General features: G+C 61.5%; 22 protein-coding genes and 3 tRNA genes. 12 read left to right on the top strand and 13 right to left on the bottom strand.

Features of this window, described 5'->3' with window-relative positions; all coding sequences use genetic code 11:
- Positions 1–153: 153 nt before the first annotated feature.
- Complete coding sequence (locus tag SINAR_RS0119055; protein ID WP_028000541.1) at positions 154–831, bottom strand: alpha/beta hydrolase; 678 nt, start codon at positions 829–831, stop codon at positions 154–156.
- 219 nt (positions 832–1050) lie between these two features.
- On the opposite strand from SINAR_RS0119055, the gene SINAR_RS0119050 reads away from it, so the two are divergent.
- The 8 genes from SINAR_RS0119050 (at position 1051) to sufA (ending at position 8108) form a co-directional block, all read left to right on the top strand.
- Positions 1051–2217 carry a cysteine desulfurase family protein gene (locus tag SINAR_RS0119050; protein WP_028000540.1) on the top strand — a complete coding sequence of 389 codons (1167 nt, stop codon included), beginning with the start codon at positions 1051–1053 and terminating at the stop codon, positions 2215–2217.
- A 15-nt stretch (positions 2218–2232) separates the two neighbouring features.
- Positions 2233–2397 (top strand): hypothetical protein, encoded by a 165-nt coding sequence (locus tag SINAR_RS1000000137205; RefSeq protein ID WP_158500200.1) that lies wholly within the window; start codon positions 2233–2235, stop codon positions 2395–2397.
- Positions 2372–3841, top strand: a complete 1470-nt coding sequence (gene sufB / locus SINAR_RS0119045) for a Fe-S cluster assembly protein SufB (protein WP_028000539.1) — start codon at positions 2372–2374, stop codon at positions 3839–3841. Before SINAR_RS1000000137205 ends, sufB begins: the two co-directional genes overlap by 26 nt.
- 74 nt (positions 3842–3915) lie before the next feature.
- Entirely contained in the window at positions 3916–4671 is a 756-nt protein-coding gene (gene sufC / locus SINAR_RS0119040) for a Fe-S cluster assembly ATPase SufC (protein ID WP_028000538.1), read from the top strand.
- A 22-nt stretch (positions 4672–4693) separates the two neighbouring features.
- The gene (gene sufD / locus SINAR_RS0119035) at positions 4694–5971 is read left to right on the top strand and encodes a Fe-S cluster assembly protein SufD (RefSeq protein ID WP_028000537.1); all 1278 of its coding nucleotides are present in this window, start codon (positions 4694–4696) and stop codon (positions 5969–5971) included.
- Positions 5972–5983: 12 nt separating this feature from the next.
- Complete coding sequence (locus tag SINAR_RS0119030; protein ID WP_028000536.1) at positions 5984–7228, top strand: cysteine desulfurase; 1245 nt, start codon at positions 5984–5986, stop codon at positions 7226–7228.
- 10 nt (positions 7229–7238) lie between these two features.
- On the top strand, positions 7239–7619 hold the full coding sequence (locus SINAR_RS0119025) for an SUF system Fe-S cluster assembly protein (protein ID WP_028000535.1): 381 nt from the start codon (positions 7239–7241) through the stop codon (positions 7617–7619).
- Positions 7620–7715: 96 nt separating this feature from the next.
- On the top strand, positions 7716–8108 hold the full coding sequence (gene sufA / locus SINAR_RS0119020; protein WP_028000534.1) for a Fe-S cluster assembly scaffold SufA: 393 nt from the start codon (positions 7716–7718) through the stop codon (positions 8106–8108).
- A gap of 47 nt (positions 8109–8155) precedes the next feature.
- Here the strand turns inward: sufA and sthA are convergent, their stop codons facing one another.
- The 5 genes from sthA to phaC all read right to left on the bottom strand — a co-directional run bounded on the left by sthA (position 8156) and on the right by phaC (position 13923).
- The gene (gene sthA / locus SINAR_RS0119015; protein ID WP_028000533.1) at positions 8156–9559 is read right to left on the bottom strand and encodes a Si-specific NAD(P)(+) transhydrogenase; all 1404 of its coding nucleotides are present in this window, start codon (positions 9557–9559) and stop codon (positions 8156–8158) included.
- 141 nt (positions 9560–9700) lie between these two features.
- Entirely contained in the window at positions 9701–10483 is a 783-nt protein-coding gene (radC, locus tag SINAR_RS0119010; protein WP_028000532.1) for a RadC family protein, read from the bottom strand.
- Positions 10480–11319 carry a type I methionyl aminopeptidase gene (gene map, locus SINAR_RS0119005; RefSeq protein ID WP_028000531.1) on the bottom strand — a complete coding sequence of 280 codons (840 nt, stop codon included), beginning with the start codon at positions 11317–11319 and terminating at the stop codon, positions 10480–10482. The genes radC and map overlap by 4 nt, the downstream gene beginning before the upstream one ends.
- A 29-nt stretch (positions 11320–11348) precedes the next feature.
- Positions 11349–12068 carry a DNA/RNA nuclease SfsA gene (gene sfsA, locus SINAR_RS0119000; protein ID WP_028000530.1) on the bottom strand — a complete coding sequence of 240 codons (720 nt, stop codon included), beginning with the start codon at positions 12066–12068 and terminating at the stop codon, positions 11349–11351.
- A 19-nt stretch (positions 12069–12087) separates the two neighbouring features.
- A complete protein-coding gene (phaC, locus tag SINAR_RS0118995) occupies positions 12088–13923 on the bottom strand; it encodes a poly(3-hydroxyalkanoate) polymerase subunit PhaC (RefSeq protein WP_028000529.1) in 1836 nt (611 codons plus the stop codon).
- 109 nt (positions 13924–14032) lie between these two features.
- Between phaC and SINAR_RS0118990 the strand changes: the two genes are divergently transcribed.
- The 4 genes from SINAR_RS0118990 (at position 14033) to recJ (ending at position 19016) form a co-directional block, all read left to right on the top strand.
- Complete coding sequence (locus SINAR_RS0118990) at positions 14033–14338, top strand: hypothetical protein (RefSeq protein WP_028000528.1); 306 nt, start codon at positions 14033–14035, stop codon at positions 14336–14338.
- A gap of 123 nt (positions 14339–14461) precedes the next feature.
- Positions 14462–15679 carry an LL-diaminopimelate aminotransferase gene (locus SINAR_RS0118985; RefSeq protein WP_028000527.1) on the top strand — a complete coding sequence of 406 codons (1218 nt, stop codon included), beginning with the start codon at positions 14462–14464 and terminating at the stop codon, positions 15677–15679.
- 82 nt (positions 15680–15761) lie between these two features.
- The gene (locus tag SINAR_RS0118980) at positions 15762–17084 is read left to right on the top strand and encodes a homoserine dehydrogenase (protein ID WP_028000526.1); all 1323 of its coding nucleotides are present in this window, start codon (positions 15762–15764) and stop codon (positions 17082–17084) included.
- Between the two features lie 129 nt (positions 17085–17213).
- Entirely contained in the window at positions 17214–19016 is a 1803-nt protein-coding gene (recJ, locus tag SINAR_RS0118975; protein ID WP_028000525.1) for a single-stranded-DNA-specific exonuclease RecJ, read from the top strand.
- A 75-nt stretch (positions 19017–19091) separates the two neighbouring features.
- Here the strand turns inward: recJ and SINAR_RS0118970 are convergent.
- The 7 genes from SINAR_RS0118970 to SINAR_RS0118940 form a co-directional block, all read right to left on the bottom strand.
- Positions 19092–19167: transfer RNA gene (locus SINAR_RS0118970), tRNA-Glu, on the bottom strand.
- A 547-nt stretch (positions 19168–19714) separates the two neighbouring features.
- Positions 19715–20086 carry a helix-turn-helix domain-containing protein gene (locus tag SINAR_RS0118965; RefSeq protein WP_028000524.1) on the bottom strand — a complete coding sequence of 124 codons (372 nt, stop codon included), beginning with the start codon at positions 20084–20086 and terminating at the stop codon, positions 19715–19717.
- 12 nt (positions 20087–20098) lie between these two features.
- Positions 20099–20353, bottom strand: a complete 255-nt coding sequence (locus SINAR_RS0118960) for a type II toxin-antitoxin system RelE family toxin (protein ID WP_028000523.1) — start codon at positions 20351–20353, stop codon at positions 20099–20101.
- A 146-nt stretch (positions 20354–20499) separates the two neighbouring features.
- Positions 20500–20574, bottom strand: a tRNA-Glu gene (locus tag SINAR_RS0118955).
- 57 nt (positions 20575–20631) lie between these two features.
- Positions 20632–20707, bottom strand: a tRNA-Glu gene (locus SINAR_RS0118950).
- Between the two features lie 153 nt (positions 20708–20860).
- Positions 20861–22189: a YcbK family protein gene (locus tag SINAR_RS0118945; protein WP_028000522.1), complete on the bottom strand. Its 1329-nt coding sequence runs from the start codon at positions 22187–22189 to the stop codon at positions 20861–20863.
- A 394-nt stretch (positions 22190–22583) separates the two neighbouring features.
- Entirely contained in the window at positions 22584–23024 is a 441-nt protein-coding gene (locus tag SINAR_RS0118940; protein WP_028000521.1) for a VOC family protein, read from the bottom strand.
- Positions 23025–23188: the final 164 nt, after the last annotated feature.

The following is a 23188-nucleotide window of genomic DNA, read 5'->3' as shown; positions in this document are numbered from 1 at the left end:
CTCAAGTAAGACGACGGTAAGATAATCGATTTAGGCAACGGTAACAAGGTAAAGAGGCAGAAGGCCGGTAGAGCTTCAGGCGGCGCGGAAGCGCCGCCGAAACGCCGGCGGTGCCAACGGAACTCTCGCATCTCTGCGGCGCGATGGCGCCGTTCAGCGAATGCGCTTCGCCGCCGGCTCAGGCACCAGTTCGCCGTTGAGACGGCGGTCGAGATAGTCTTCGCATTCGGCCATGAGGGTTTCGACCTGGCCATTGAAGAAGTGGTTGGCGCCCGATACCGTCTTATGCGTGATCAGAATGCCCTTCTGAGCCTTGAGCTTCTCGACAAGCCCATTGACGTCCTTCTCCGGCGCCACCTTGTCGGAATCGCCGTTGATGATCAGGCCGGAGGAGGGGCACGGCGCCAGGAAGGAGAAATCGTAGATGTTCGGTTGCGGTGCCACTGCCATGAAGCCCTCGATCTCCGGACGCCGCATCAGCAGCTGCATGCCGATCCAGGCGCCGAACGAGTAGCCGGCGACCCAGCAGCTCTTGGAATCGGGGTGCAGGCTCTGCACCCAGTCGAGTGCGGATGCCGCGTCGGAAAGTTCGCCGGCACCATGGTCGAATTCGCCCTGGCTGCGCCCGATGCCCCGGAAATTGAAGCGCAAGGTGGTAAAGCCGCGCTTTTGAAACATGTAGAAGAGCTGGTATACGATCTGGTTGTTCATCGTGCCGCCGAACTGCGGGTGCGGATGCAGGATGATCGCAATCGGGGCGCTCTTCTGCTTCGAAGGCTGATAGCGGCCCTCAAGGCGACCGGCCGGTCCGTTGAAGATGATTTCGGGCATTGGCTCTCCGGGAGTGCTTTGGTTCAATTCCGTCGTTCTTGGTGCCGATCTGTCTTGACTAAACCAGTCAGCTTTTCTAGAACCTACTTTAGAACCGTTCAAAACTTTGGTACGGACATCCGCATGAGCTTCGTCTCTTAAGGCAAGCGGCGCGGAAAATTCAAGGAAAATGCAACGGCGCCGCTAGAAGCGGTCGCAGCAGGCCCAGCGAAGGAATCGATGTCGGGATCGCGCATCTACATGGACTGGAACGCCACGGCGCCGCTTCTGCCGGAAGCGCGTGAGGCGCTCCTGTTCGCGCTCGATCAGCATGGCAATCCCTCTTCGGTCCACGGCGAAGGGCGTGCGGTGCGCGCCCTTGTCGAGAGCGCCCGCCGCGATGTTGCCACACTCTGCGGCGCGCAACCCGCAGCGGTCGTCTTTACCAGCGGCGCGACGGAAGCGGCGAACATGGTGCTGACGCCGCAGTTCCGCATGGGGCGCACGCCGCTCAAGGCAGGCAAGCTCTATGTTTCGGCGATCGAGCATCCGGCAGTGCGCGAGGGCGGACGTTTCGCGCCCGAGGATATTTGCGAGATAGCGGTGACCAGCGCCGGCGTCATCGACTGCGCGGCGCTCGAGGCCCTGCTTCAGGCGCATGACCGCGAGACCGGTCTGCCGTTGGTAGCGGTGATGCTTGCCAACAACGAAACGGGCATCATTCAGCCGGTCGCCGAGGTTGCGGCGATCGTGCGCGCACATGGCGGTATTCTGGTCGTCGATGCTGTTCAGGCTGCCGGCCGGCTACCGCTTTCGATCGAGTCGCTCGGTGCGGACTTTCTGATCCTGTCGTCGCACAAGATCGGCGGTCCGAAGGGAGCGGGCGCGCTCGTTGCCCGGGGCGAGATCATGATGCCTTCGCCACTGATCCGCGGCGGCGGACAGGAAAAGGGACACCGTTCGGGGACCGAGAATGCAGCGGCGCTTGCGGGCTTTGCTGCTGCAGCACGCGCGGCCGCTGGGAATATCGACGGGCGCATGGCCGCCATGGCCGCGCTGCGCGACGGCCTGGAGGCGGAAATGCGGTCCTCCGCCCCCGATGTGGTGATCCACGGGCGCGACGGGCCCCGCCTGGCAAATACATGCTTCTTCACTCTTCCGGGGCTGAAAGCCGAGACCGGACAGATCGCTTTCGATCTCGAGGGCGTCGCCTTGTCGGCAGGCTCGGCCTGCTCATCCGGAAAGGTCGGGCAAAGCCATGTTTTGACAGCCATGGGCTACGATCCGCGTCACGGTGCACTCAGGATTTCGATCGGCGAGACGACGACGCAAGCGGATATCGAGCGCTGCGCAGCGATATTCGCGAAAGTGGCTGCACGGCGACCCTCGACCGGACAGGCGGCGTGAAGCGGAGAGCATTGAATGAAATTGCGGAAAAGCAATTTTCCGCTTGGCAAATGGGGTGAAAAGCGCCTTTTAGCCATTACATATGCGGTGCGCGAATACTTGCATCGTGTTGACAAGCTGCCGGACCTTGGATCCGGCGAGATTGGAGAACGACATGCCTGCCGTGCAGGAAACCATTGACCAGGTCCGCCAGATCGACGTGGACCAGTATAAATACGGCTTCGAGACGACGATCGAGATGGACAAGGCTCCGAAGGGGCTGTCCGAGGATATCATCCGCCTGATCTCGTCCAAGAAGAACGAACCGGAGTGGATGCTCGAATGGCGCCTCGAGGCTTATCGCCGCTGGCAGACCATGGAGGAGCCGACCTGGGCACGCGTCCGCTATCCGAAGATCGACTTCAACGACATCCACTATTACGCGGCGCCGAAAGGCACAGCGGGGCCGAAGTCGCTCGACGAGGTCGATCCGGAGCTGCTCAAGGTCTATGAGAAGCTCGGCATTCCGCTGAAGGAACAGGAGATCCTCGCCGGCGTCGAGAAGTCGAAGATAGCCGTCGATGCGGTGTTCGATTCCGTCTCCGTTGTCACCACCTTCAAGGAAGAGCTGAAGAAGGCGGGCGTCATCTTCATGTCGATCTCGGAGGCGATGCGGGAGCATCCGGATCTCGTGCGGAAGTATCTCGGTACGGTCGTGCCGCAGTCGGACAACTTCTATGCGACGCTGAATTCCGCTGTCTTCACCGACGGTTCCTTCGTCTATGTGCCGAAGGGCGTTCGGTGCCCGATGGAGCTTTCGACCTATTTCCGCATCAACGAGAAGAACACCGGCCAGTTCGAGCGTACGCTCATCATCGCCGATGAAGGCGCCTATGTCTCTTATCTCGAGGGCTGCACGGCACCGCAACGCGACGAGAACCAGCTTCACGCGGCTGTGGTCGAACTGATTGCGCTCGACGATGCCGAAATCAAGTATTCGACGGTGCAGAACTGGTATCCGGGCGACAAGCAGGGCAAGGGCGGCATCTATAATTTCGTGACCAAGCGCGGCGATTGCCGCGGCAGGAACTCGAAGATCTCCTGGACCCAGGTCGAGACCGGATCGGCGATCACCTGGAAATACCCGTCCTGCATCCTGCGCGGCGACGGTTCGCGCGGCGAGTTCTACTCGATCGCGGTATCCAACGGTCACCAGCAGATCGACTCGGGCACCAAGATGATTCACCTCGGCAAGAATACGTCGAGCCGCATCATCTCCAAGGGCATCGCGGCGGGTGTTTCGGAAAACACCTATCGCGGTCAGGTTTCGGCGCATCGCAAGGCTGAGAACGCCCGCAACTTCACCCAATGCGACTCGCTGCTGATCGGCGACAGATGCGGTGCGCACACGGTCCCCTATATCGAGGCGAAGAATTCGACGGCGCAGTTCGAGCACGAGGCGACGACGTCGAAGATTTCCGAGGACCAGCTTTTCTACTGCCTGCAGCGCGGCATCCCGGAAGAGGCGGCGATCGCTCTGATCGTCAACGGCTTCGTCAAGGAAGTCATCCAGGAACTGCCGATGGAGTTCGCCGTCGAGGCGCAGAAGCTGATCGGCATCTCGCTCGAAGGCTCCGTGGGCTGAGGCCCCGGCCGAATACCGAACCGGCGCACGGATTGCGCGATTGAAGATTTCGTTTCCCAAGAGGACGAACGCATATGCTTGAAATCAAGAACCTGCACGCACGCATCGCCGAGGACGGCACCGAGATCATCCGCGGGCTGAACCTCACGGTGAAGGCCGGCGAAGTCGCGGCCATCATGGGGCCCAACGGCTCCGGCAAGTCGACGCTGTCCTATATCCTGTCTGGACGCGAAGATTATGAAGTCACCGAAGGCGACATTCTTTATAACGGCGAAAGCATCCTGGAGCTCGACGCTGCGGAACGCGCTGCGAAGGGCATCTTCCTCGCATTCCAGTACCCGGTCGAGATCCCGGGCGTTGCCACCATGCAGTTCCTGAAGGTGGCGATGAACGAACAGCGCAAGTATCGCGGCGAAGACGAATTGACGACGCCGGAATTCATGCGCCGCGTCAAGGAAGCTGCAGTGGAGCTGAAAATCGCGCCCGAAATGCTGCGTCGTCCGCTCAATGTCGGCTTTTCGGGCGGTGAGAAGAAGCGCGCCGAAATCCTGCAGATGGCTCTGCTCGAGCCGAAGCTCTGCGTACTCGACGAAACCGACTCCGGCCTCGACATTGACGCGCTGAAGATCGTCGCAGATGGCGTCAACGCGCTGCGCTCGCCAGATCGCGCGGTGGTCGTCATCACACACTACCAGCGCCTGCTGAACTACATCGTTCCGGACACCGTCCACGTCCTCTACAAGGGCCAGGTCATCAAGTCCGGCGACAAGACGCTGGCGCACGAGCTCGAGGCCAACGGCTACGCGGATATCATCGAGGCGGCAGCCTGACGCCTGTCGAAGGAGTGTTCGAATGAATATGCAACAGGCCATCAAGATGACGGCGGCCGAAACGGCGCTCGTCGATGCCTATACGGCGCAGATTGGCGACTTGCCGGGCGACGGGGCCGTGCTGTCACTGCGAGATACGCTGGTTCACGAGTTGAAGACCGCCGGTCTGCCGACGCGTCGCGTCGAAGCGTGGCACTATACGGACCTGCGGACGCTGCTGCGGGCGGTGCCCGCGGCCGATCCGACTGCCTTCGCCGAGCGCGTCGAGCCGGTCGTCCCGGGTTCGTCGGTTCTCTCCGTGCGCAACGGGCAGGCGGACATCAAGAGCGTTCCCGAGCAGCTTACGGTGCGCTCTTATACCGAGAGCCTTCTGGACGGCTCGGCAGCAGCCGGGCTCTCCGTGCTCGGCTCGGATGATGCGATCGGCCGGATCAATGGCGGGCTCGTGCGCGGCGGACTGGAGATCACGGTCGACGCCGGCGCGGAGATCGAAGCTCCGATTGAAATCCAGGTGGCTCAGAGTCATGGTCAGGCGCATACGCGCTTTCCGGTTTCCTTCGGCGCCGGCGCGAAAGCAACCGTGATCGAGCGCCATCTGTCGACCAACGCCGAGGCAAGCTTCGTTTCCTCGGTAAGCGATGTGACGCTTGCCGAGGGTGCCGACGTGATCTGGATCATCCTGCAGCAGCAGGGCCCGGCCGATACCCATCTCGGCCAGATCCGCTTCGATCTCGGCAAGGACGCGAAACTGCACCTCTTTGTCATCAATGCCGGCGGGAAGCTGGTCCGTCAGGAACTGCATGGCCGTGCGAGCGGCGAGCGCGCCGACCTCACGCTGCGCGGGATCAACCTGCTCGGCGGCGACAGCCACACCGACCTGACGTTCACGCTGAGCCACAACGTGCCGCACACGACGTCGAGCGAAATTATCCGCAACGTCGTTTTCGACCGGGCGAAGGGCGTATTTCAGGGCAAGATCCTTGTCGCGCAGGACGCGCAGAAGACCGACGCGAAGATGTCGTGCAACACGCTGCTCTTGTCCGACGACGCAGACTTCTCTGCGAAGCCGGAACTCGAAATCTTTGCAGACGACGTACAGTGCGGTCACGGTGCAACGGTTATCGATATCGACCACACGCAGCTCTTCTACATGCTCGCGCGCGGCATACCGGAAAACAAGGCACGTGCGATGCTGGTCAATGCTTTCGTCGCCGAGATCGTCGAAGAATTGGAAGACGACGCGGCGCTGGTCGAGTCGCTCGAGGGCGTTATCTCGGCCTGGCTCGAAAAACATGCCTGATTGGACAAAGATATGGAACATCCTGCGCCGCCGGTAGCGGCCTACGACGTCGAAGCGGTCAGAAAGGACTTCCCGATCCTTTCGCGGACGGTCTACGGCAAGCCGCTCGTCTATCTCGACAACGGTGCATCGGCGCAGAAGCCGCAACTCGTCATCGACGCCGTGGCCCAGGCCTATTCAAACGAATATGCCAACGTCCATCGCGGCTTGCACTTCCTGTCGAATGCCGCGACGGAGGCCTACGAGCAGGCGCGCGAAAAGGTTCGTCGGTTCCTGAATGCGCCATCGGTCGACAACATAATCTTCACCAAGTCTTCGACCGAGGCGATCAACACCGTGGCCTATGGCTATGGAATGCCGAAGCTTGGTGACGGGGATGAAATCGTCATTTCGATCATGGAGCATCACTCCAACATCGTTCCGTGGCACTTTATCCGCGAGCGGCAGGGCGCGAAGCTCGTCTGGGCGCCGGTCGACGAGGACGGCGCGTTCCACATCGAGGATTTCGTCAAATGCCTGACGGAGCGGACGAAGCTCATTGCCATCACGCACATGTCGAATGCGCTAGGCACGGTGGTCCCGGTGAAGGAGATTTGCCGCATCGCTCGCGAGCGCGGCATTCCGGTGCTGGTCGACGGCAGCCAGGGGGCGGTGCATATGCCCGTCGACGTGCAGGACATCGATTGCGACTGGTATGTGATGACCGGTCACAAGCTCTACGGCCCTTCCGGCATCGGCGTGCTTTATGGCAAAACGGACCGGCTGAAGGAAATGCGGCCCTTCATGGGCGGCGGCGAGATGATCGAGGAAGTGACCGAGGACCGCGTCACCTACAACGACCCGCCACATCGCTTCGAAGCCGGAACGCCGCCGATCGTCCAGGCAATCGGGCTCGGCTATGCGCTCGACTACATGGAGAAGATCGGCCGCGAAGCGATCAGGGCACATGAAGCGGACCTGACGGCCTATGCCCGCGAATGCCTGTCCTCGATCAATTCGCTGAAGGTCTTCGGCGACGCACCCGGCAAGGGAAGCATCTTTTCCTTTGAGATCGCCGGCATCCACGCCCATGACGTGTCGATGGTCATCGACCGCGCCGGCATCGCGGTCCGGGCCGGAACGCATTGTGCACAGCCGCTCTTGAAACGGTTCGGCGTCACCTCCACATGCCGGGCGTCCTTCGGTCTCTACAACACCCGGGCCGAGGTCGACGCGCTGGCGGACGCGCTGGAACACGCACGCAAGTTTTTCGCTTAGGGAGACGGACATGGGTCTCGAGCAAATGCAGGAAAAAGTGGATGTCCGCGAGGGTATCGTTCATTCGGCCATTCCGCCGGAGGAACTGGCGCGCCTTAGCGATGACATCATTGCCGCTCTGAAGACGGTTTACGACCCGGAGATCCCCGCCGATATTTTCGAACTCGGTCTCATCTACAAGATCGACATCGAAGACGACCGCATGGTGAAGATCGACATGACGCTGACGGCGCCGGGCTGCCCCGTCGCAGGCGAGATGCCGGGATGGGTCGAGAACGCCGTAGGCTCCGTCGAAGGCGTCTCGGGCGTCGAAGTCACGATGACCTTCGATCCTCCGTGGACGCCTGACCGGATGTCGGAAGAGGCGCAGGTCGCGCTCGGCTGGTATTGAGCACCTGCCGATATTGATCGGCAGGTCTACGGGCATTACATTCAGTTCTGGAAAGCGCCGGGCCTTTACCCCGGCGATACAAAGGAGATAGAGCCCATGGGCTTTGCCGTAATGAGCCTCACCGATGCCGCCGCCGGCCGCGTCCGGTCGATCGTGGAGAGTGCCGGAGGCGAGGCCAAGGGCATCCGCATCAGTATCAAGAAGGGTGGGTGCGCCGGCATGGAATATGCCGTCGATCTCGTGAGCGAACCCAATTCGAAGGACGATCTGGTCGAGCACGACGGCGCGAAAGTCTGGGTTGCTCCCGAGGCTGTGCTCTATCTTCTCGGTACCCAGATGGATTTCGAGAGCACGACGCTACGCTCGGGCTTCACCTTCAACAACCCCAATCAGACTTCGGCCTGCGGCTGCGGCGAATCGGTCGAGTTGAAACCGGCCGATCTGGCGGCACTCGCCGCGCGCGGCGATGCGGTGGTCCGCGCAAACTGATTTCTGCAGCCGCGGCGCTGTCCTAATCCAGGTGACTAGTCGCGCCGTCACTCGGCCTTGACCTCTCCCATGCGGTTCCATGCGTCCAAGCCGGCGATCTTGTAGGCTTCGGCGAGGGTAGGATAGTTGAAGGTGTTCTCGACGAAATATTCGACGGTGCCCTTCAGGTTCAGGACGGCCTGGCCGATATGCACGAGCTCCGTCGCACCTTCGCCGATGATATGGACGCCGAGCAGGCGCCGTGTCCTGAGCGAGAAGATCATTTTCAAGAGGCCTGAATCCAGACCCATGATGTGTCCGCGCGAAGTCTCGCGGAAGCGGGCAATACCGCATTCGTAGGGAATTCCACGCTCCTTGACCTCTTCCTCGGAGAGGCCGCAGGTGGAGATTTCCGGCACGGCATAGATGCCGTAGGGGAAATATTTCTGCGGCTCCTTGGCGATTGCGCCGACGGCGACGCGGGCCGCGACGCGGCCTTGCTCCATCGAGGTTGAAGCAAGGCTCGGAAAGCCGACGACATCACCCGCGGCGTAGATGTTCGGGACCGCCGTCTGAAACGTCTCCGGATTGACCTTCAGCCGTCCGCGCGCGTCGGCTTCGAGACCTGCCGCGGGGAGATTGAGCGCATCCGTCGCGCCCATCCGGCCGGCCGCGAACAGCACCATTTCGGTTGTGATCTTGCGGCCGTTGTCGAGGGAAAGCAGCACCTTGCCGTTTTCCAGCCGTTCGACCTTTTCTGCCTTCTGGCCGAGGTTAAGCTTCATGGCGCGGTCGCGCAATTGATAGGTGAAATCCTCTACGATCTCCCGATCGATGAAATCGAGCATGGTCGTCTTGGGGTCGACGACCGTCACCTGAATGTCAAGGGCGCTGAAGATGGTCGCGTATTCTATGCCGATGACGCCTGCCCCGATCACCACAAGCGAGCGGGGCAGTTCCCCGATATCGAGCAACTCGTCACTGTCGACGACCGTCTTGCCGTCGAACGGCATATAGTCCGGTCGAAAAGGTTTCGTTCCCACGGCAAGCAGGATGCTGGTGCCGGAGACGAGCATGCTCTCGTCGTCATCTTTGGCGATCTCGAGCGTCGTCGGCCCGACGAAGCTCGCCCTGCCGCGGATGTGCTGAACGCGGTTTCGCGCGAATTGATGCTCTAGCACCTCCACCTCGTGATTGAGGGTGATGATGAGACGCTGGCGCAGATCTTCGGCGCTGATCTCCTGTTTGACCCGATAGGAACGGCCGTAGAAGCCGCGCTCGCGCCAGCCGGTGAGGTTGAGCGCCGTTTCACGCAGCGTCTTCGACGGAATGGTTCCCGTGTGGACGGAAACGCCGCCGACCCGTTTTCCCTGTTCGATGACGAGCACCTTCTTGCCGAGCTTCGCGGCCTGGATGGCACCTCTGCGCCCGGCCGGACCGCTGCCGACGACGATGAGATCATACTGATTCATGGACGCTTCTCCTGACCCGCGTGAGAATCGTTGTGCGCTGCGGCATATTTCGCGCAGGCACAGCTATACCGTCAATCGCACCGTTTGATGACGTGCAATGCCGCAACGATCTGTCCTGGATGCGTCTGATGCATGCACCCTTCAGAACAATCGAAGCCCTTTGAGGCTGACGTGGCCGTCCTTGCCGATGATGACGTGATCATGAAGAGCAATGCCGAGCGGCCTGGCGGCGTCTGCAATCAATTTCGTCATATCGATATCGGCGCGTGACGGCGTCGGGTCGCCGGAGGGATGGTTGTGCACTAAGATCAAGGCGGTAGCGGAAAGCTCCAGAGCGCGTTTGACCACTTCGCGAGGGTATACGGGCGTGTGGTCGATCGTTCCTTGCTGCTGCACCTCATCGGCGATCAGCGTATTGCGCTTGTCAAGGAAGAGGATTCTGAATTGCTCCTTCGTCTCATGCGCCATTGCCGCATGGCAATAGTCGATCACGGCGCTCCAGGAGGACAGAACCTGCTTGTTGCGCAGTTCGCTCTTGAGCATGCGATGGCCGGCAGTGGCGATGAGCTTGAGATCGAGTGCGACGGATTCCCCCACGCCCTTTACTTCCTGAAGCAGGTGCAAGGGAGCGCCGAAAACGGCTGCGAGCGTGCCGAACCGGGCGAGCAGGGCCTTGGCGATCGGCTTCGTATCGCGCCGGGGGATGAGGCGGAAGAGAATAAGCTCGAGGATTTCGTAATCCGCCAGCGCCGCATCCCCGTGCTCGCGGTAGCGAGTTCTCAGGCGATCCCGGTGGCCGTGGTAGTGGGCATCGGCTGCCGGCGCGGGCGCAGGCCTGTTGTCCGTCGGCTGCTGCGGGAAAAACTGGCGTTCGTCCGCTGCGTCGAAAAGGTCGTCCGCTCCGGCGGGCGGCGTCTTCGTCACGCGTCGCCCGCAGCGTGAATGCCGGGCTTGAAGAGGCCGGCCGGTGAAAGCGTGAATATTTCGCAGCCGTCTGCCGTGACGCCGACGGTGTGCTCGTATTGTGCCGAGAGAGATCGATCGCGCGTGACCGCCGTCCACCCGTCCGAGAGGACCTTCACATGCGGACGGCCCAGATTGATCATCGGTTCGATCGTGAAGATCATGCCTTCCTTGAGCTCCGGCCCTTCTTTGGCGCTGCCGTAATGAAGGATGTTCGGCGCGTCGTGAAAGAGCCGGCCGACGCCGTGGCCGCAGAAGTCGCGCACCACGGAACAACGCTCGGATTCGGCATAGCTCTGGATCGCCTCGCCGATCGCGCCGGTGCGCGCGCCGGGGCGGACCGCGGCTATGCCGCGCATCAGGCATTCATGCGTTACGTCCAGCAACCGCTCGGCGGCACGCTTTATCTCTCCCACGGGATACATTCGGCTGGAATCACCGTGCCAGCCATCGACCACATAGGTCACGTCGATGTTGACGATGTCCCCTTCGCGTAGCGGCTTGTCATTGGGGATGCCGTGACAGACCACGTGGTTGATTGAGGTACAGGAAGACTTCGTGTAGCCGCGATAGTTGAGGGTTGCCGGGAGCGCGCCATGGTCCATGCCGAACTCGAAGACGAAGCGGTCGATCTCTTCCGTCGTCACGCCAGGGCTCACGCGCGTCACGAGTTCGTCCAGGCACCGTGCGGTCACCTGACAGGCCTTGCGCATGCCTTCGAACCCCTCCGGCCCGTAAAGACGAATGACGCCGGTGTTCTTGTAGGGAGCCGCGCCCGCCTCTATGTAGGTTACCATTCCAGGACTTTCGTTGTTTCAGGCGGTTTTCATAAAACAGCAGGGACCGGTTCGTCCACTGTCATCGGCCCCGCGGGCACGATTTGCGCGGGCGACACCGTGCATTTGACCGCATAGGCTTCGACCCCGCGTGCGCTCGCCCTTTCGAAGGCACGAGCATAGGCCGGATCGAGGTCACGGCAGATGCGGAAGCGACTGCAATCATCTCTCTGGACAAGATAGAGCATGATCGCGCGGTGTCCCGCATAGGCCATATCGCCCAGTTCCTCGAGATGTTTCGCGCCGCGTTGGGTCGGACTGTCGGGAAACTCGGCGAGGCCGTTGAGGCGGCTGAAATGAACGTTCTTCACCTCGACATAGGCGAGGCCCTTTTCCGGATCGCTGAGCAGGATATCGATTCTCGAGTTGCGGCCGTATCTCTGCTCGCGCCGGAGCGCTCCGTAGGTGTGAAGATTGCCGACCTGTCCGGCGACGATCGCCTCCTCGGCGATCCGGTTCGGCAAACCGGTGTTGATGCCGACCAGTGTGCCGTCCGCCTCGACGATCTCCAGCATGTGGCGATACTTGCGTGTCGGGCTGTCGTGTTCGGAAAGCCAGATTGGCGAGCCCGGTGTCGTCAGCCCTCGCATCGAACCCGTATTCGGGCATGAGCCGGTGATTGCCGTTCCATCGGCGAGAATAGCGTCGAAAAGGAAGCGCTTGTAGCGCTGCACAAGCGTCGCAGGGACGAGCGGGCGAGGGAAATTCAAGGAAATATACTCTCTGCGTTCAGGCGCGTACGCGCACGTATGAGCCGGGCGCTTCCTCAATGGATTTGAGCGGACCTCCGGCTTTTCGGGCCGGAACCCTGCGCTTGTCGAGCCGTTCGACCCATCCCTGCCAATGCGGCCACCAGGACCCGGCCGTTTCCTTCGCCTTGCCCATCCAGGTCTCGAGGTCGCCCTTGGGCGCCGCTCCGGTCCAGTATTGGTATTTGCTCCGCGCGGGAGGGTTGACGACGCCGGCGATATGACCCGAGCCGGAGAGCACGAACGTCACCTTGCCGCCGAAGCTGCTGCTGCCGAGGAACACAGACTTCGCCGGCGCGATGTGATCTTCCTTCGTCGCGAGATTGTAGATGGGGATCTTGACGTCGCCGAGGGATACCCGGCGGCCGGCAAGCACCATCTCGCCTTTGGAGAGCCTGTTCTCCAGATAGCAGTTGCGCAGATAGAACGAGTGGTTCGCCGCGGGCATCCGGGTCGAATCGGAGTTCCAGTAAAGCAGGTCGAAGGGCAGGGGCTCCTGCCCTTTGAGATAATTATTGACGAAGTAGGGCCAGATCAGTTCCGACGACCGGAGCATGTTGAACGCGGACGCCATTTTCGAGCCTTCGAGATAGCCGGTGGCGCTCATATTGGCTTCGAGATGGCGGATCTGGTCGTCGTCCACAAAGACCTTGAGGTCGCCGGCATGGGTGAAATCGACCTGTGTCGTGAAGAGCGTCGCCGAGCGAATGCGGTCGTCCCCTTCCGCTGCGTGGAGCGCCAAGGCGGCGGCGAGCAGAGTCCCGCCGACGCAATAGCCGATGGAATTGACTTCGCGCTCGCCGGTTGCCTGCTCGATGATATCAAGCGCGAAGCCGATCCCTTCACGTGCGTAGGCCTCCCAATCCTTGGAGGCATGGCGCTCGTCAGGATTCACCCAGGAGATGACGAAGACCGTGTGGCCCTGGTCGACCGCCCATTTGATGAAGGACTTCTCCGGATTGAGGTCCAGCACGTAGAATTTGTTGATCCAGGGCGGGCAGATGAGCAGCGGCCGCTTCAGCACGGTCTCGGTGCTCGCCTCGTATTGCAGCACCTGGCAGACATCGTTCTGCGCGATGACCTTGCCCGGCGTGATCGCGATGTTCTCTCCGATGGCGAACTTGCTGGTGTCCGTCTGTCGCAGCCGAAGCTCGCCGCGCCCGGCGGCGATGTCTTCCGCCAGCATCTGCATGCCCTTCACGAGATTGGCGCCGCTCGACGCTACCGTCTCGCGATAGAGCTGCGGATTGGTGGTGATGAAGTTGGTCGGGGAAAGAGCGCTGGCAATCTGACGAACGTAGAAGGCCGCCTTATGGCGGGTATGTTCGTCAAGACCCTCGGCATCCTTCACCATGCGCTCCGCCCAGTCCGAGGTGATGAAATAGGCCTGGCGGATGAAGTCAAAAAAGGGGTTCTTCACCCAGTCTTCGTCGGCGAAGCGCTTGTCGTTGCGCTGCAGGTTGGCCGGGTCTTCGACGGCGTCGCCTGCCATGCGGTGGAGCGTCCGCGACCACATATCGAAGAAGCTGCCGAGAAGATGGGTTTGGGCTTCCAGTGTCCGCCGGGGGTCGGAGAGCCAGTATTCCGAGACCTTGGAGAGAGTCTTGACCATGTCGGAGACAGGCTCGGCGAAACTGTCGGTCTTCTCGCCCGCTTCGCGGGGCGCGAGCCACGCAGAAGCGGCTTTTCCGAGCTGCTCTGCCGCGCGAGCCATGTTGATGGCCAGGCTTTCGGGATCCTTGACGATGTAAGGTTCGACTGATTTGGGGTCGAAGCCGGCAAAGCCCGTAGCGCCCTCGGCCTTCTCTGCTGTCACCCGGCGTCCTCCACAGCATCTTGTTTGTTTTGTATTTTTACATTCTGCCCGAAAATGATTACAAGGGCTAGCGCATCGTCGCGCCGCAGAAACAGAGGTCATCGCCAGCATGCTTGCCGTCGGAAAACAGCGTTCGCTTTCTCGGATTTGCGCACTGATACTCGCAGGCGTGCTCGCCGGCTGCAATTCGACGGCGGATCTTGCCACCTATCCCTCGGTTTACGGCCAGAAGCCCGCTGCCATGCAGCAGATGACTGATGAAGAGGCCCTGAACATGGAGGGGCGTTTGACCGCACTCGCCGGGCAGCGCCGGTCCGGCGCGATCTCCGAGACGGAGTATCGGCGCCGCCTGAAGGAGTTGCAGCTTCTGGCCGAGCAGCACGGCGCCGAAACGCTGAAACAGATCGAGAATTAGAGCTTGCCTTTCTCGTGATTTGGCCGCAAAGCGTTGAATGGCCGCAGGACGGCCGTTCACCCCGCGCATGTCGAGCGAAGAGCCCGAGGGCTCGCGAAGACGCGCGCCAAATGAGGTCTGGAGATGGAAGAGTTTCATAAAGTCCGGCGTCTGCCGCCCTATGTTTTCGAACAGGTCAACCGTTTGAAAGCTAGCGCGCGAGCGGCCGGTGCTGACATCATCGACCTCGGCATGGGCAATCCCGACCTTCCTACGCCGCAGTCGATCGTCGACAAGCTCTGCGAGGTGGTCCAGGATCCGCGGACCCATCGTTACTCGTCATCCAAGGGCATTCCGGGTCTGCGCCGTGCGCAGGCGGCCTATTATGCACGGCGCTTCGGCGTCAAGCTCAATCCCGAGACGCAGGTCGTAGCCACTCTCGGCTCCAAGGAGGGCTTCGCCAATATGGCGCAGGCGATCACTGCGCCCGGCGACGTAATCCTCTGCCCGAATCCGACCTATCCTATCCACGCTTTCGGCTTCCTGATGGCAGGCGGCGTCATCCGCTCGATTTCGGTCGAGCCGGACGAGAGTTTTTTCCCGCCGCTCGAGCGTGCCGTGCGGCATTCGATCCCCAAGCCGCTTGCGCTGATCCTCAACTATCCGTCCAATCCCACGGCGCAGGTCGCGACGCTCGATTTCTACAAGGATGTCGTCGCCTTTGCGAAGAAGCACGACATCATCGTGCTGTCGGATCTCGCCTATTCGGAAATCTACTTCGACGACGCGCCGCCGCCCTCGGTTCTGGAAGTGCCGGGCGCGACCGACGTGACAGTCGAATTTACGTCGATGTCGAAGACTTTCTCGATGCCCGGCTGGCGCATGGGCTTCGCCGTCGGCAATGAACGTCTTATCGCGGCACTGACGCGGGTGAAGTCCTATCTCGATTACGGCGCCTTCACTCCGATCCAGGTGGCTGCGACCCAGGCACTGAACGGTGACGGCAGCGACATCGCAGAGGTTCGCGCCATCTACAAGCGGCGCCGCGACGTGATGGTTGAGAGCTTCGGAAAAGCCGGCTTCGAGGTGCCGCCGCCGCCGGCGACGATGTTCGCCTGGGCGAAGATACCCGAGAAGTTTCGCCATCTCGGCTCGCTCGAGTTCTCCAAGCTTCTCGTCGAGAAGGCGGATGTCGCGGTTGCTCCGGGCATCGGCTTCGGCGAACAGGGGGACGACTACGTTCGTCTTGCGCTGGTGGAGAACGAGCATCGGATTCGCCAGGCGGCGCGCAACATCAAGCGCTTTCTTTCTTCGGCGGACGAGACGATGCACAACGTCGTCTCGCTCAACGCACATCGGTAAGGAGCCGGGCAGCCAGCCCGCTTCCGCACCAAAATGGCCCCGCCGTTCCGGCGGGGTGTCTTCTACCTGTTAGGAACTTGCTATGGCAGATGCCCTCAAAATCGGCATTGCGGGCTTGGGGACCGTCGGTGCCTCGCTCGTGCGGATTCTCCAGGATCGTCATGAGACGCTGGCGACCACATGCGGAAGGGCGATCGGAATTACGGCCGTGGCGGCAAGGGACCGGTCGAAAGATCGGGGCGTAAAGCTTGCGGATATCGCCTGGTTCGACGACGCGGTGTCCCTGGCGTCGGAAGCAGACATCGACGTCTTCGTCGAACTGATGGGGGGTGCCGGAGATCCAGCCTATTCCTCGGTGAAGGCGGCGCTCAGGCGCGGCGTCCATGTGGTGACCGCCAATAAGGCGCTTCTGGCGGCACATGGGGTCGAACTGGCGGAAATTGCCGAGAAGCATGGCGCGCTTCTGAACTACGAAGCTGCAGTCGCCGGCGGCATACCCGTCATCAAGGCGCTCCGCGAGTCGATGACCGGAAACACGATCTCTCGCGTCTACGGGATCATGAACGGCACGTGCAACTACATCCTGACGAAGATGGAGAAGGAGGGGCTCTCCTTCGAGGAATGCCTCAAGGAGGCTCAGCGTCTCGGCTATGCGGAGGCCGATCCGGCCTTCGACATCGAGGGCAACGATACGGCACACAAGCTTTCGATCCTGACGAGCCTTGCCTTCGGTACCGCGATCGCGGCCGACGACATCTATCTCGAAGGGATCACCAACATCTCGATCGAGGATATTCAGGCGGCTTCCGACCTCGGCTATCGCATCAAGCTTCTCGGAGTCGCCCAGCGAACCGATAGCGGCATAGAGCAGCGCGTCCACCCAACCATGGTGCCTCATGACACCGTCATCGCCCAGGTCGACGGGGTGACGAATGCGGTTGCGATCGAATCCGACATTCTGGGCGAGCTTCTGATGGTTGGCCCGGGCGCCGGTGGGGACGCGACCGCATCTGCGGTGCTGGGCGATATCGCCGACATCGCCAAGAGCCGCCCGGGCGCACAGCACGTTCCGGCATTCGGCCGTCCGGCGAAGGCGCTGCTGCCCTATAAGCGCGCCCGGATGCGGAGCCATGAGGGCGGCTACTTCATCCGGCTGAAGGTGGTCGACCGTACCGGCGTCTTCGCCAATGTCGCGAAGCATATGGCGGAGAACGACATCTCGCTGGAATCGATCATGCAGCATTCCAAGCACTATGCCGATCCGGCCGAGCCGAAGACGATCATCCTCGTCACGCATGCGACGTCAGAGGCTTCAGTGCGCAAGGCGATCGTCTCGATCAAGGGCGAGGGCTATCTCGTCGGAGAGCCGCAGGTGATTCGGATCGAGCGTCCGAAGGCCTGGTGATCGCGCGTACACATCAAATCTGTTGAGAAGCCGCTTCGACTCGCGACTTGCGGGCCGAAGTGCGCCCCCGCCGGTTTTTCAGGGCCGAAATCTTCGTTAAGAACGGAGGGACTTCGGGCGGGTGGACAGATGGACGTTTTGGCGGATCCGATCCAGCGGGCATTTCTCGGCGTTGATCGCTCGGTCAGCGGTCAGCGCTGGGTGTCGCGTCTCGATCAGGCGGGCCAGAACCGTGCGCTGGCCATCAGTCAGGTCCACGGCTATTCCGAACTGATCGCTCGCGTGCTTGCCGGGCGCGGCGTCGGACTGGACGACGCGTCCGCATTCCTCGAGCCCACGTTGCGCGCCCTGATGCCGGACCCCGACACCCTGACCGACGGGCGCAAGGCGGCCGAGCGGCTCGCGGACGCCATTGGTCGCCGCGAGAAAGTGGTGATGTTCGGGGACTACGATGTCGATGGTGCGGCCTCATCCGCGCTCATGGCGCGTTTCCTGCGGCATTTCGATGTCACGGCCGAGATCTACATTCCCGACCGCATTTTCGAGGGCTACGGTCCGAATCCGCAGGCGATCGATCAATTGATCGATCGCGGTGCCGGACTGATCGTCACGGTCGACTGCGGCTCGACGAGCCATGAGGCGCTGGCGGTGGCGGCAGAGCGCAGGATCGATGTCGTGGTCATAGACCACCACCAGGTCGGCTCGACGTTGCCGCCGTGCCACGCCCTCGTGAATCCCAACCGCGAGGACGATCTGTCCGGCCAGGGTCACCTCTGCGCTGCGGGCGTCGTCTATCTGGTGCTCGTCAATACATTGCGCGTGCTTCGCTCACGGGGCGACCCGCGCGCCGCATCCTTCGATCTCCTGTCGCTGCTCGACCTGGTGGCGCTAGCGACCATCTGCGACGTGGTGCCGCTCAAGGGCCTTAACCGCGCCTATGTCGTCAAGGGACTGATCGCGGCGCGGCATATGGGCAATGCAGGCTTGGCGGCGCTCTTGCGCAAGGCCGCCATCGGCGGACCCGTGACGCCCTATCATCTCGGTTTCCTGCTTGGACCGCGGATCAATGCCGGAGGGCGTATCGGAGACGCGGCGCTCGGCAGCCGCCTGCTGACGCTCGACGATGCAGCCGCGGCGGAGATTATCGCCAGCCAGCTCGACGAACTCAATCGCGAGCGCCAGGCGATGGAGGCGGCGATGCTTGCGGAGGCGGAAGCCGAGGTGCTGGCGGAATACGGAACGGGCGAGGGCGCGTCGGTGATCGTCACTGCCCGGGAGAATTGGCATCCCGGAATCGTCGGCCTGATTGCGGCACGCATCAAGGAGAAATTCCGCCGGCCGGCCTTTGCGATCGCGTTCGACCCGAACGGCCGGGGGACAGGATCCGGCCGCTCGATCAACGGCTTCGACATGGGGCGGCTGGTCCGCGCGGCCGTCGACAACGGCCTGCTGATCAAGGGTGGGGGGCACGCTATGGCTGCCGGGCTGACGGTCGAGCGCGGCAAGCTGGGTCAGCTTCGGCAATTCTTCGAAGAGCGCGCCGAAACTGCCGTTCGCGACCTCGTGGCCGTCCAAACGCTCAAGGTCGACGGCGCGCTCGCCGCTGCCGGAGCGACGCTCGGCCTGGTCGATCTTCTCGAACAGGCGGGACCCTATGGCTCCGGCCATCCACAGCCGCTCTTTGCCTTCCCGCAGCATCGGTTGCGTGACAGCCGGCAGGTTGGGGCCAACCATGTGAAGGTGACGCTCGAGGGGCAGGACGGCAGCCGTATAGAAGGCATCGCCTTCCGCGCGACGGAGACGCCGCTCGGCAATTTCCTGCTCGGCAACCGCGGCGCTACCGTTCATGTCGCGGGTTCCGTGTCAGCAGATCTGTGGCAGGGAACACGCAAGGTCCAACTGCGCGTGACAGATGCGGCGAAAGCAAACTGAGGCGCAATTCGAAACGCGACGGTTTCCAGTCGAATCAGCGGTTTGCGAAATTTTCTTAAAGACTTTGAAGAGGAATGGCACGCCCAACGGGAATCGAACCCGTGTTTCCGCCGTGAAAGGGCGGCGTCCTAGACCGCTAGACGATGGGCGCCTGCTGCAGCAATTTCGTCTATGAAAGACGTAAGTCGCTGTAAGACAAGGCGGCTTATAGAGAGCGCTTCGGATTCCTGCAAGAGACCACGAGCCGTAAATTTCGATTTTTCCTCGGAAAAAATCGGGCGCAGACGCACGCCCCATGAGGATCGAAATGATGCGACTGCAACGTAAGGGAATAGTATGCCAAACGGGCCCAACATGAACGTTGATTTTATTGCATATTTCGATTTGGGACTCCCAGCTTGGTTTTCCGTATGTTTCTGTTCCCTTGGGCCCCGGCTCATCCAACGACCCGGAACGTCGCCCGGCGCTTCATTTCATCGCGCTTGCGCTCACGCTCATTGAGTGCGCTTCGGGGTATTTGGGATCAAGCCAGTGTTGCAGCACGGGGCACGCGTTGCGGCGGCTTGCCGTCGTGATGGTCGATGCTTATGAATCCGGCATACAGTCGATGACATAATGAGCCCGATCCGGGCGAGGCAGATCGCCGGCAATCTCGCCGGCAGCAATTTACAGCAAAGCGTGCAGTCGCCGCACCCGCCTCATGCAAGGTCATCCACGGTGATGCGCAGCGCCGCCGCGATTTTCTTCATGGTCTCAAATGTCCCGTCGCGCTTGCCGCTCTCGATTTGGGAGAGGTACGCCGGGCTTATGTCTACCGTGGCGGCTAGGTCGCGCAGGGAAAGCTTCCGGTATTCGCGCCAGACCTTGATTTTGTTTTCGCCGTCTAGCATCCGGTTGACGAATTCGGCCGGAATCAATTCTTCCTCGCCGCGTGCCAAGCGCGCACTGAAACGCTCGACGGCGGCTCTATCGGCGGCGTCTTCGGCCGCCTCGGCGATCCTGTTAAATTCCGCCTCGGGCAAGACAACCATGCGCTCGCCGGCCGGGGTAGTAATGAACTGTAGTGCCATCTTTGGGCCCTCCTAATCGTATGCGCCGCCGCGGGGTGTGATCCTGATAATCGCAATGACCTTGCCATCCTCGGCAAAGATCACGCGCCAGTCACCAACCCGCAAACGATAGACGCCTGATTGACCTTGCAGCGCAATGACATTGTTTGCGAGGCTTGCCGGGTCCGATGCGTATTGCTCGATTTTGGCGCGTATGCGCTTGGCGATGTTTGCCGGCATGTGAAGCAATGTCTTGGTGGCGTCGCGGGAGTAGGTGACTGTTTTCATGTTTGTATGATAGCTAATCGCTAACATCTTGACAGAGAAATTAGCGAATCGCAAACACAATATCCGGGAGGGCTTGGGCCCCTTGGGGCCCGACCTTGGGCTCCTCTTGGAGCCAGCGTTAATTTATCCAATGAAATCAATGCTTATGGTACGCCCAACGGGACTCGAACCCGTGTTACCGCCGTGAGAGGGCGGCGTCCTGACCGCTAGACGATGGGCGCCCGCTGGTGACGATCAGCACCATACTATGAAAAATGTGAAATGGAAAAGAGGTGGTTTGGCACGCCCAACGGGAATCGAACCCGTGTTTCCGCCGTGAAAGGGCGGCGTCCTAGACCGCTAGACGATGGGCGCCTGCTGCAGCAATTTCGTCTATGGAAGACGTAAGTCGCTGTAAGACGAGGCGGCTTATAGAGAGGGCTTCGGATTCCCGCAAGGGTCAGTTTCTATTTTTTCGGGGAAAATGTCGGCTGATCGCGACCAATCCGTTGAAGCCGCGATGGCAGATCAGCCCTTGCGCCGGCGACAGCGCCAGTTCCAGTCCCGCTCGGGGCCGATATCGATATGGACGGAGTTCGTGTGGCAGTAGGTGCCGACGCCGCCGCGGCCGGTAACGCTGCGCAGGAAATTCGCGAGGTCCCACTTGCTGACGCCCGCCACCTGGATATCCGCTGCCTCGCAGCGCGTGTGGAGAGACTGGCGCTTGCGGTTGACGTTGATGGCGCGCAGCCCCGAGGTGACCATGACCTTGCGGCCGTAATGCCTTTCCACCGTTTTCAATATGTCGAGAAGCTCCGGCTTGAAACAGCCCGTCTCCACCTTCTCCGTTTGCAGGATGAGGCCGTTCGGCGTCAGTCGGGCCAGGCCGGAAAGGTTCGCCACCTCCACAGGTGCGTCGTCCTCGTCCGACTCATGCGCTTCGTGTTCCATGCTGAAGAGCGGGTTCATGTTGACGCCGGGAAGTGAGGTATAGGCGAGGGACGCGATCTGCGGCTGTCCCGCATTGCTGGGGGTGATCGTTTTCTTCTCGCGTGCTTGTGCAGTGTGCGCTGCGTCGGAGCGCGGCTTTTCCTTGCGCTTGGGTGCGAAGAGGCTGGCGAGAGTCCAGGTCTTCCTGGTCTTCTTTGTCTCTTCTGTCCCGTTCTCGCCTTCGCCGATGTCCGTCGATCGAGCCGCGAGCGAAGCCGCCGCGGAGGCGGCTTCGACCGGTTGCAGGGCCGGCACCGCCGCACCGGACAATGCGGCCTGTGCGCTCACAGGCAACGGTACGGCCGCGGGCACATCGCTTTCGTCTGCGGTTGCGGTGGATGCAGCGGCGATCGCCTCGTTCGCTGGACGAACTTCGCCTGCCGCGCCCTGTTGTGGTTGAATTGCCGGCTGAGTCGCGGATGGCTGATTGCTGAAGACGCTATTGGTCTTGGCGTTCATCGTTGGTGATTCGCCGGCCGGCGCCGTCGCCTGCTTGCTTGAGCCCGGCTGCGCTGGCCCGGATGGAGCCGCTGGCGATTGCCCGTAGATGCTCGCCGACGTCGCGCGCAGCGCGGTCCCCTGCATGGTCAGGCCGGGCTGCAGGGCAGCTCCCTCCTGACCGGCTTCGCCCGGCGGGCCCTCCGGCGCCTGCGCCGTCGTGCCGGCACCGGGCGCTGCCTCCTGCCCATCCTGCATCGTCTCCTCACCGGCCGGCGGCGCCTCTGCCATCTGCTGCGATTTGAGAGGGTCGATAGCCTCGCCGTCCGCAACTGCAGACACGCAGCCGGACAACGCCAGCAGCGACAGGGACAGCGCTGCGGCGCGTCCGATCGTCAGGGGCCGGTATCCTGTTTCCAGATGTTGCAACGCCTTATCCCCGCTCTCCGTGCATGCGGGCGGCTTTGCGCCGCGCGCATCACGTTCCAGTTCCGAACATCGCCCGGAATGGCAACAACAATTTCACGCGGAGGGCGCTCGGCTCCCCACGGGAAAGGTCAGGCAAGTATAGGGCTGTCCCCCGCAAGTGACGACGAAGCAGAGCCCCGTTTCAACGTCTGGCGCGGCAAGATAACGAAGGCCGCGTGATTTGTAAACTTGCACCAACCTATTTCAGCTTCGTAAAATATATGCGAAGGCCCGGCAATGGCCGGGCCTGAAGATCATCCGCTGTTCTATCGATCCTCTTGCGCCGGCACGGGTGCCGCGCCGCTCGGCAGAGCCGGCGACGGGTGAGAAATAGCCGGCCGCAATTGTGCGAGGCTTACCAGACCCCGGTATTGGCCATGGAGGCCCAGGGTTCCTGTGCGGGCAGGTGCTCGCCTTTCTGCAGTATCTCGATCGAGATGCCATCGGGCGATCGGACGAAGGCCATGTGGCCGTCGCGCGGCGGACGGTTGATGGTTACGCCGCTGTCCATCAGATGCTTGCAGAACGCGTAGATATCGTCGACTTCATAGGCGAGGTGGCCAAAGTTCCGCCCGCCGGTATATTCCTCGGGATCCCAATTATAGGTGAGTTCGAGGCATGGCGCGGCTTCACCCCTGGCGCGGTCGACATCGCCGGGGGCGGCGAGAAAGACGAGCGTGAAGCGGCCTTTTTCGTTCTCGTACCGCCGAATCTCTTCGAGCCCGAAAAGCTTGCAATAGAAGTGAAGGGCCTGGTCGAGGTCTTTGACGCGAACCATCGTATGCAGATACCGCATTGGAGAATGTCCCTGTTTCGTGGAAGATGGCGTATAGTGAAGCGACGGCAAGCCAGACGCAAGGCTGCGTCCCTATAAAGGTCCCAAGCCAAAATACGTCGAGGGGCTTGCACACGCGCTGCGGGACGATGTTATTCTGGCCCATAAGAATCAGTTAACCGTAT

The sequence above is a fragment of the Sinorhizobium arboris LMG 14919 genome, assembly GCF_000427465.1.
GTDB classification, from domain to species: Bacteria; Pseudomonadota; Alphaproteobacteria; order Rhizobiales; family Rhizobiaceae; genus Sinorhizobium; species Sinorhizobium arboris.
Note: the sequence above shows the minus strand (reverse complement) of the source record. Positions and strands in the feature narration are given on the sequence as shown.

Coding starts and splice junctions, on each gene's coding strand:
- SINAR_RS1000000137205 (WP_158500200.1), top strand. CDS start 2,233: ATGAAATTGCGGAAAAGCAATTTTCCGCTTGGCAAATGGGGTGAAAAG.
- sufB (WP_028000539.1), top strand. CDS start 2,372: ATGCCTGCCGTGCAGGAAACCATTGACCAGGTCCGCCAGATCGACGTG.
- sthA (WP_028000533.1), bottom strand. CDS start 9,559: ATGAATCAGTATGATCTCATCGTCGTCGGCAGCGGTCCGGCCGGGCGC.
- SINAR_RS0119055 (WP_028000541.1), bottom strand. CDS start 831: ATGCCCGAAATCATCTTCAACGGACCGGCCGGTCGCCTTGAGGGCCGC.
- recJ (WP_028000525.1), top strand. CDS start 17,214: ATGGACGTTTTGGCGGATCCGATCCAGCGGGCATTTCTCGGCGTTGAT.
- SINAR_RS0119050 (WP_028000540.1), top strand. CDS start 1,051: ATGTCGGGATCGCGCATCTACATGGACTGGAACGCCACGGCGCCGCTT.
- SINAR_RS0118985 (WP_028000527.1), top strand. CDS start 14,462: ATGGAAGAGTTTCATAAAGTCCGGCGTCTGCCGCCCTATGTTTTCGAA.
- sufA (WP_028000534.1), top strand. CDS start 7,716: ATGGGCTTTGCCGTAATGAGCCTCACCGATGCCGCCGCCGGCCGCGTC.
- SINAR_RS0118990 (WP_028000528.1), top strand. CDS start 14,033: ATGCTTGCCGTCGGAAAACAGCGTTCGCTTTCTCGGATTTGCGCACTG.
- SINAR_RS0118980 (WP_028000526.1), top strand. CDS start 15,762: ATGGCAGATGCCCTCAAAATCGGCATTGCGGGCTTGGGGACCGTCGGT.
- SINAR_RS0119030 (WP_028000536.1), top strand. CDS start 5,984: ATGGAACATCCTGCGCCGCCGGTAGCGGCCTACGACGTCGAAGCGGTC.
- sufC (WP_028000538.1), top strand. CDS start 3,916: ATGCTTGAAATCAAGAACCTGCACGCACGCATCGCCGAGGACGGCACC.
- SINAR_RS0118940 (WP_028000521.1), bottom strand. CDS start 23,024: ATGCGGTATCTGCATACGATGGTTCGCGTCAAAGACCTCGACCAGGCC.
- map (WP_028000531.1), bottom strand. CDS start 11,319: ATGGTAACCTACATAGAGGCGGGCGCGGCTCCCTACAAGAACACCGGC.
- SINAR_RS0119025 (WP_028000535.1), top strand. CDS start 7,239: ATGGGTCTCGAGCAAATGCAGGAAAAAGTGGATGTCCGCGAGGGTATC.
- sufD (WP_028000537.1), top strand. CDS start 4,694: ATGAATATGCAACAGGCCATCAAGATGACGGCGGCCGAAACGGCGCTC.
- SINAR_RS0118960 (WP_028000523.1), bottom strand. CDS start 20,353: ATGAAAACAGTCACCTACTCCCGCGACGCCACCAAGACATTGCTTCAC.
- SINAR_RS0118965 (WP_028000524.1), bottom strand. CDS start 20,086: ATGGCACTACAGTTCATTACTACCCCGGCCGGCGAGCGCATGGTTGTC.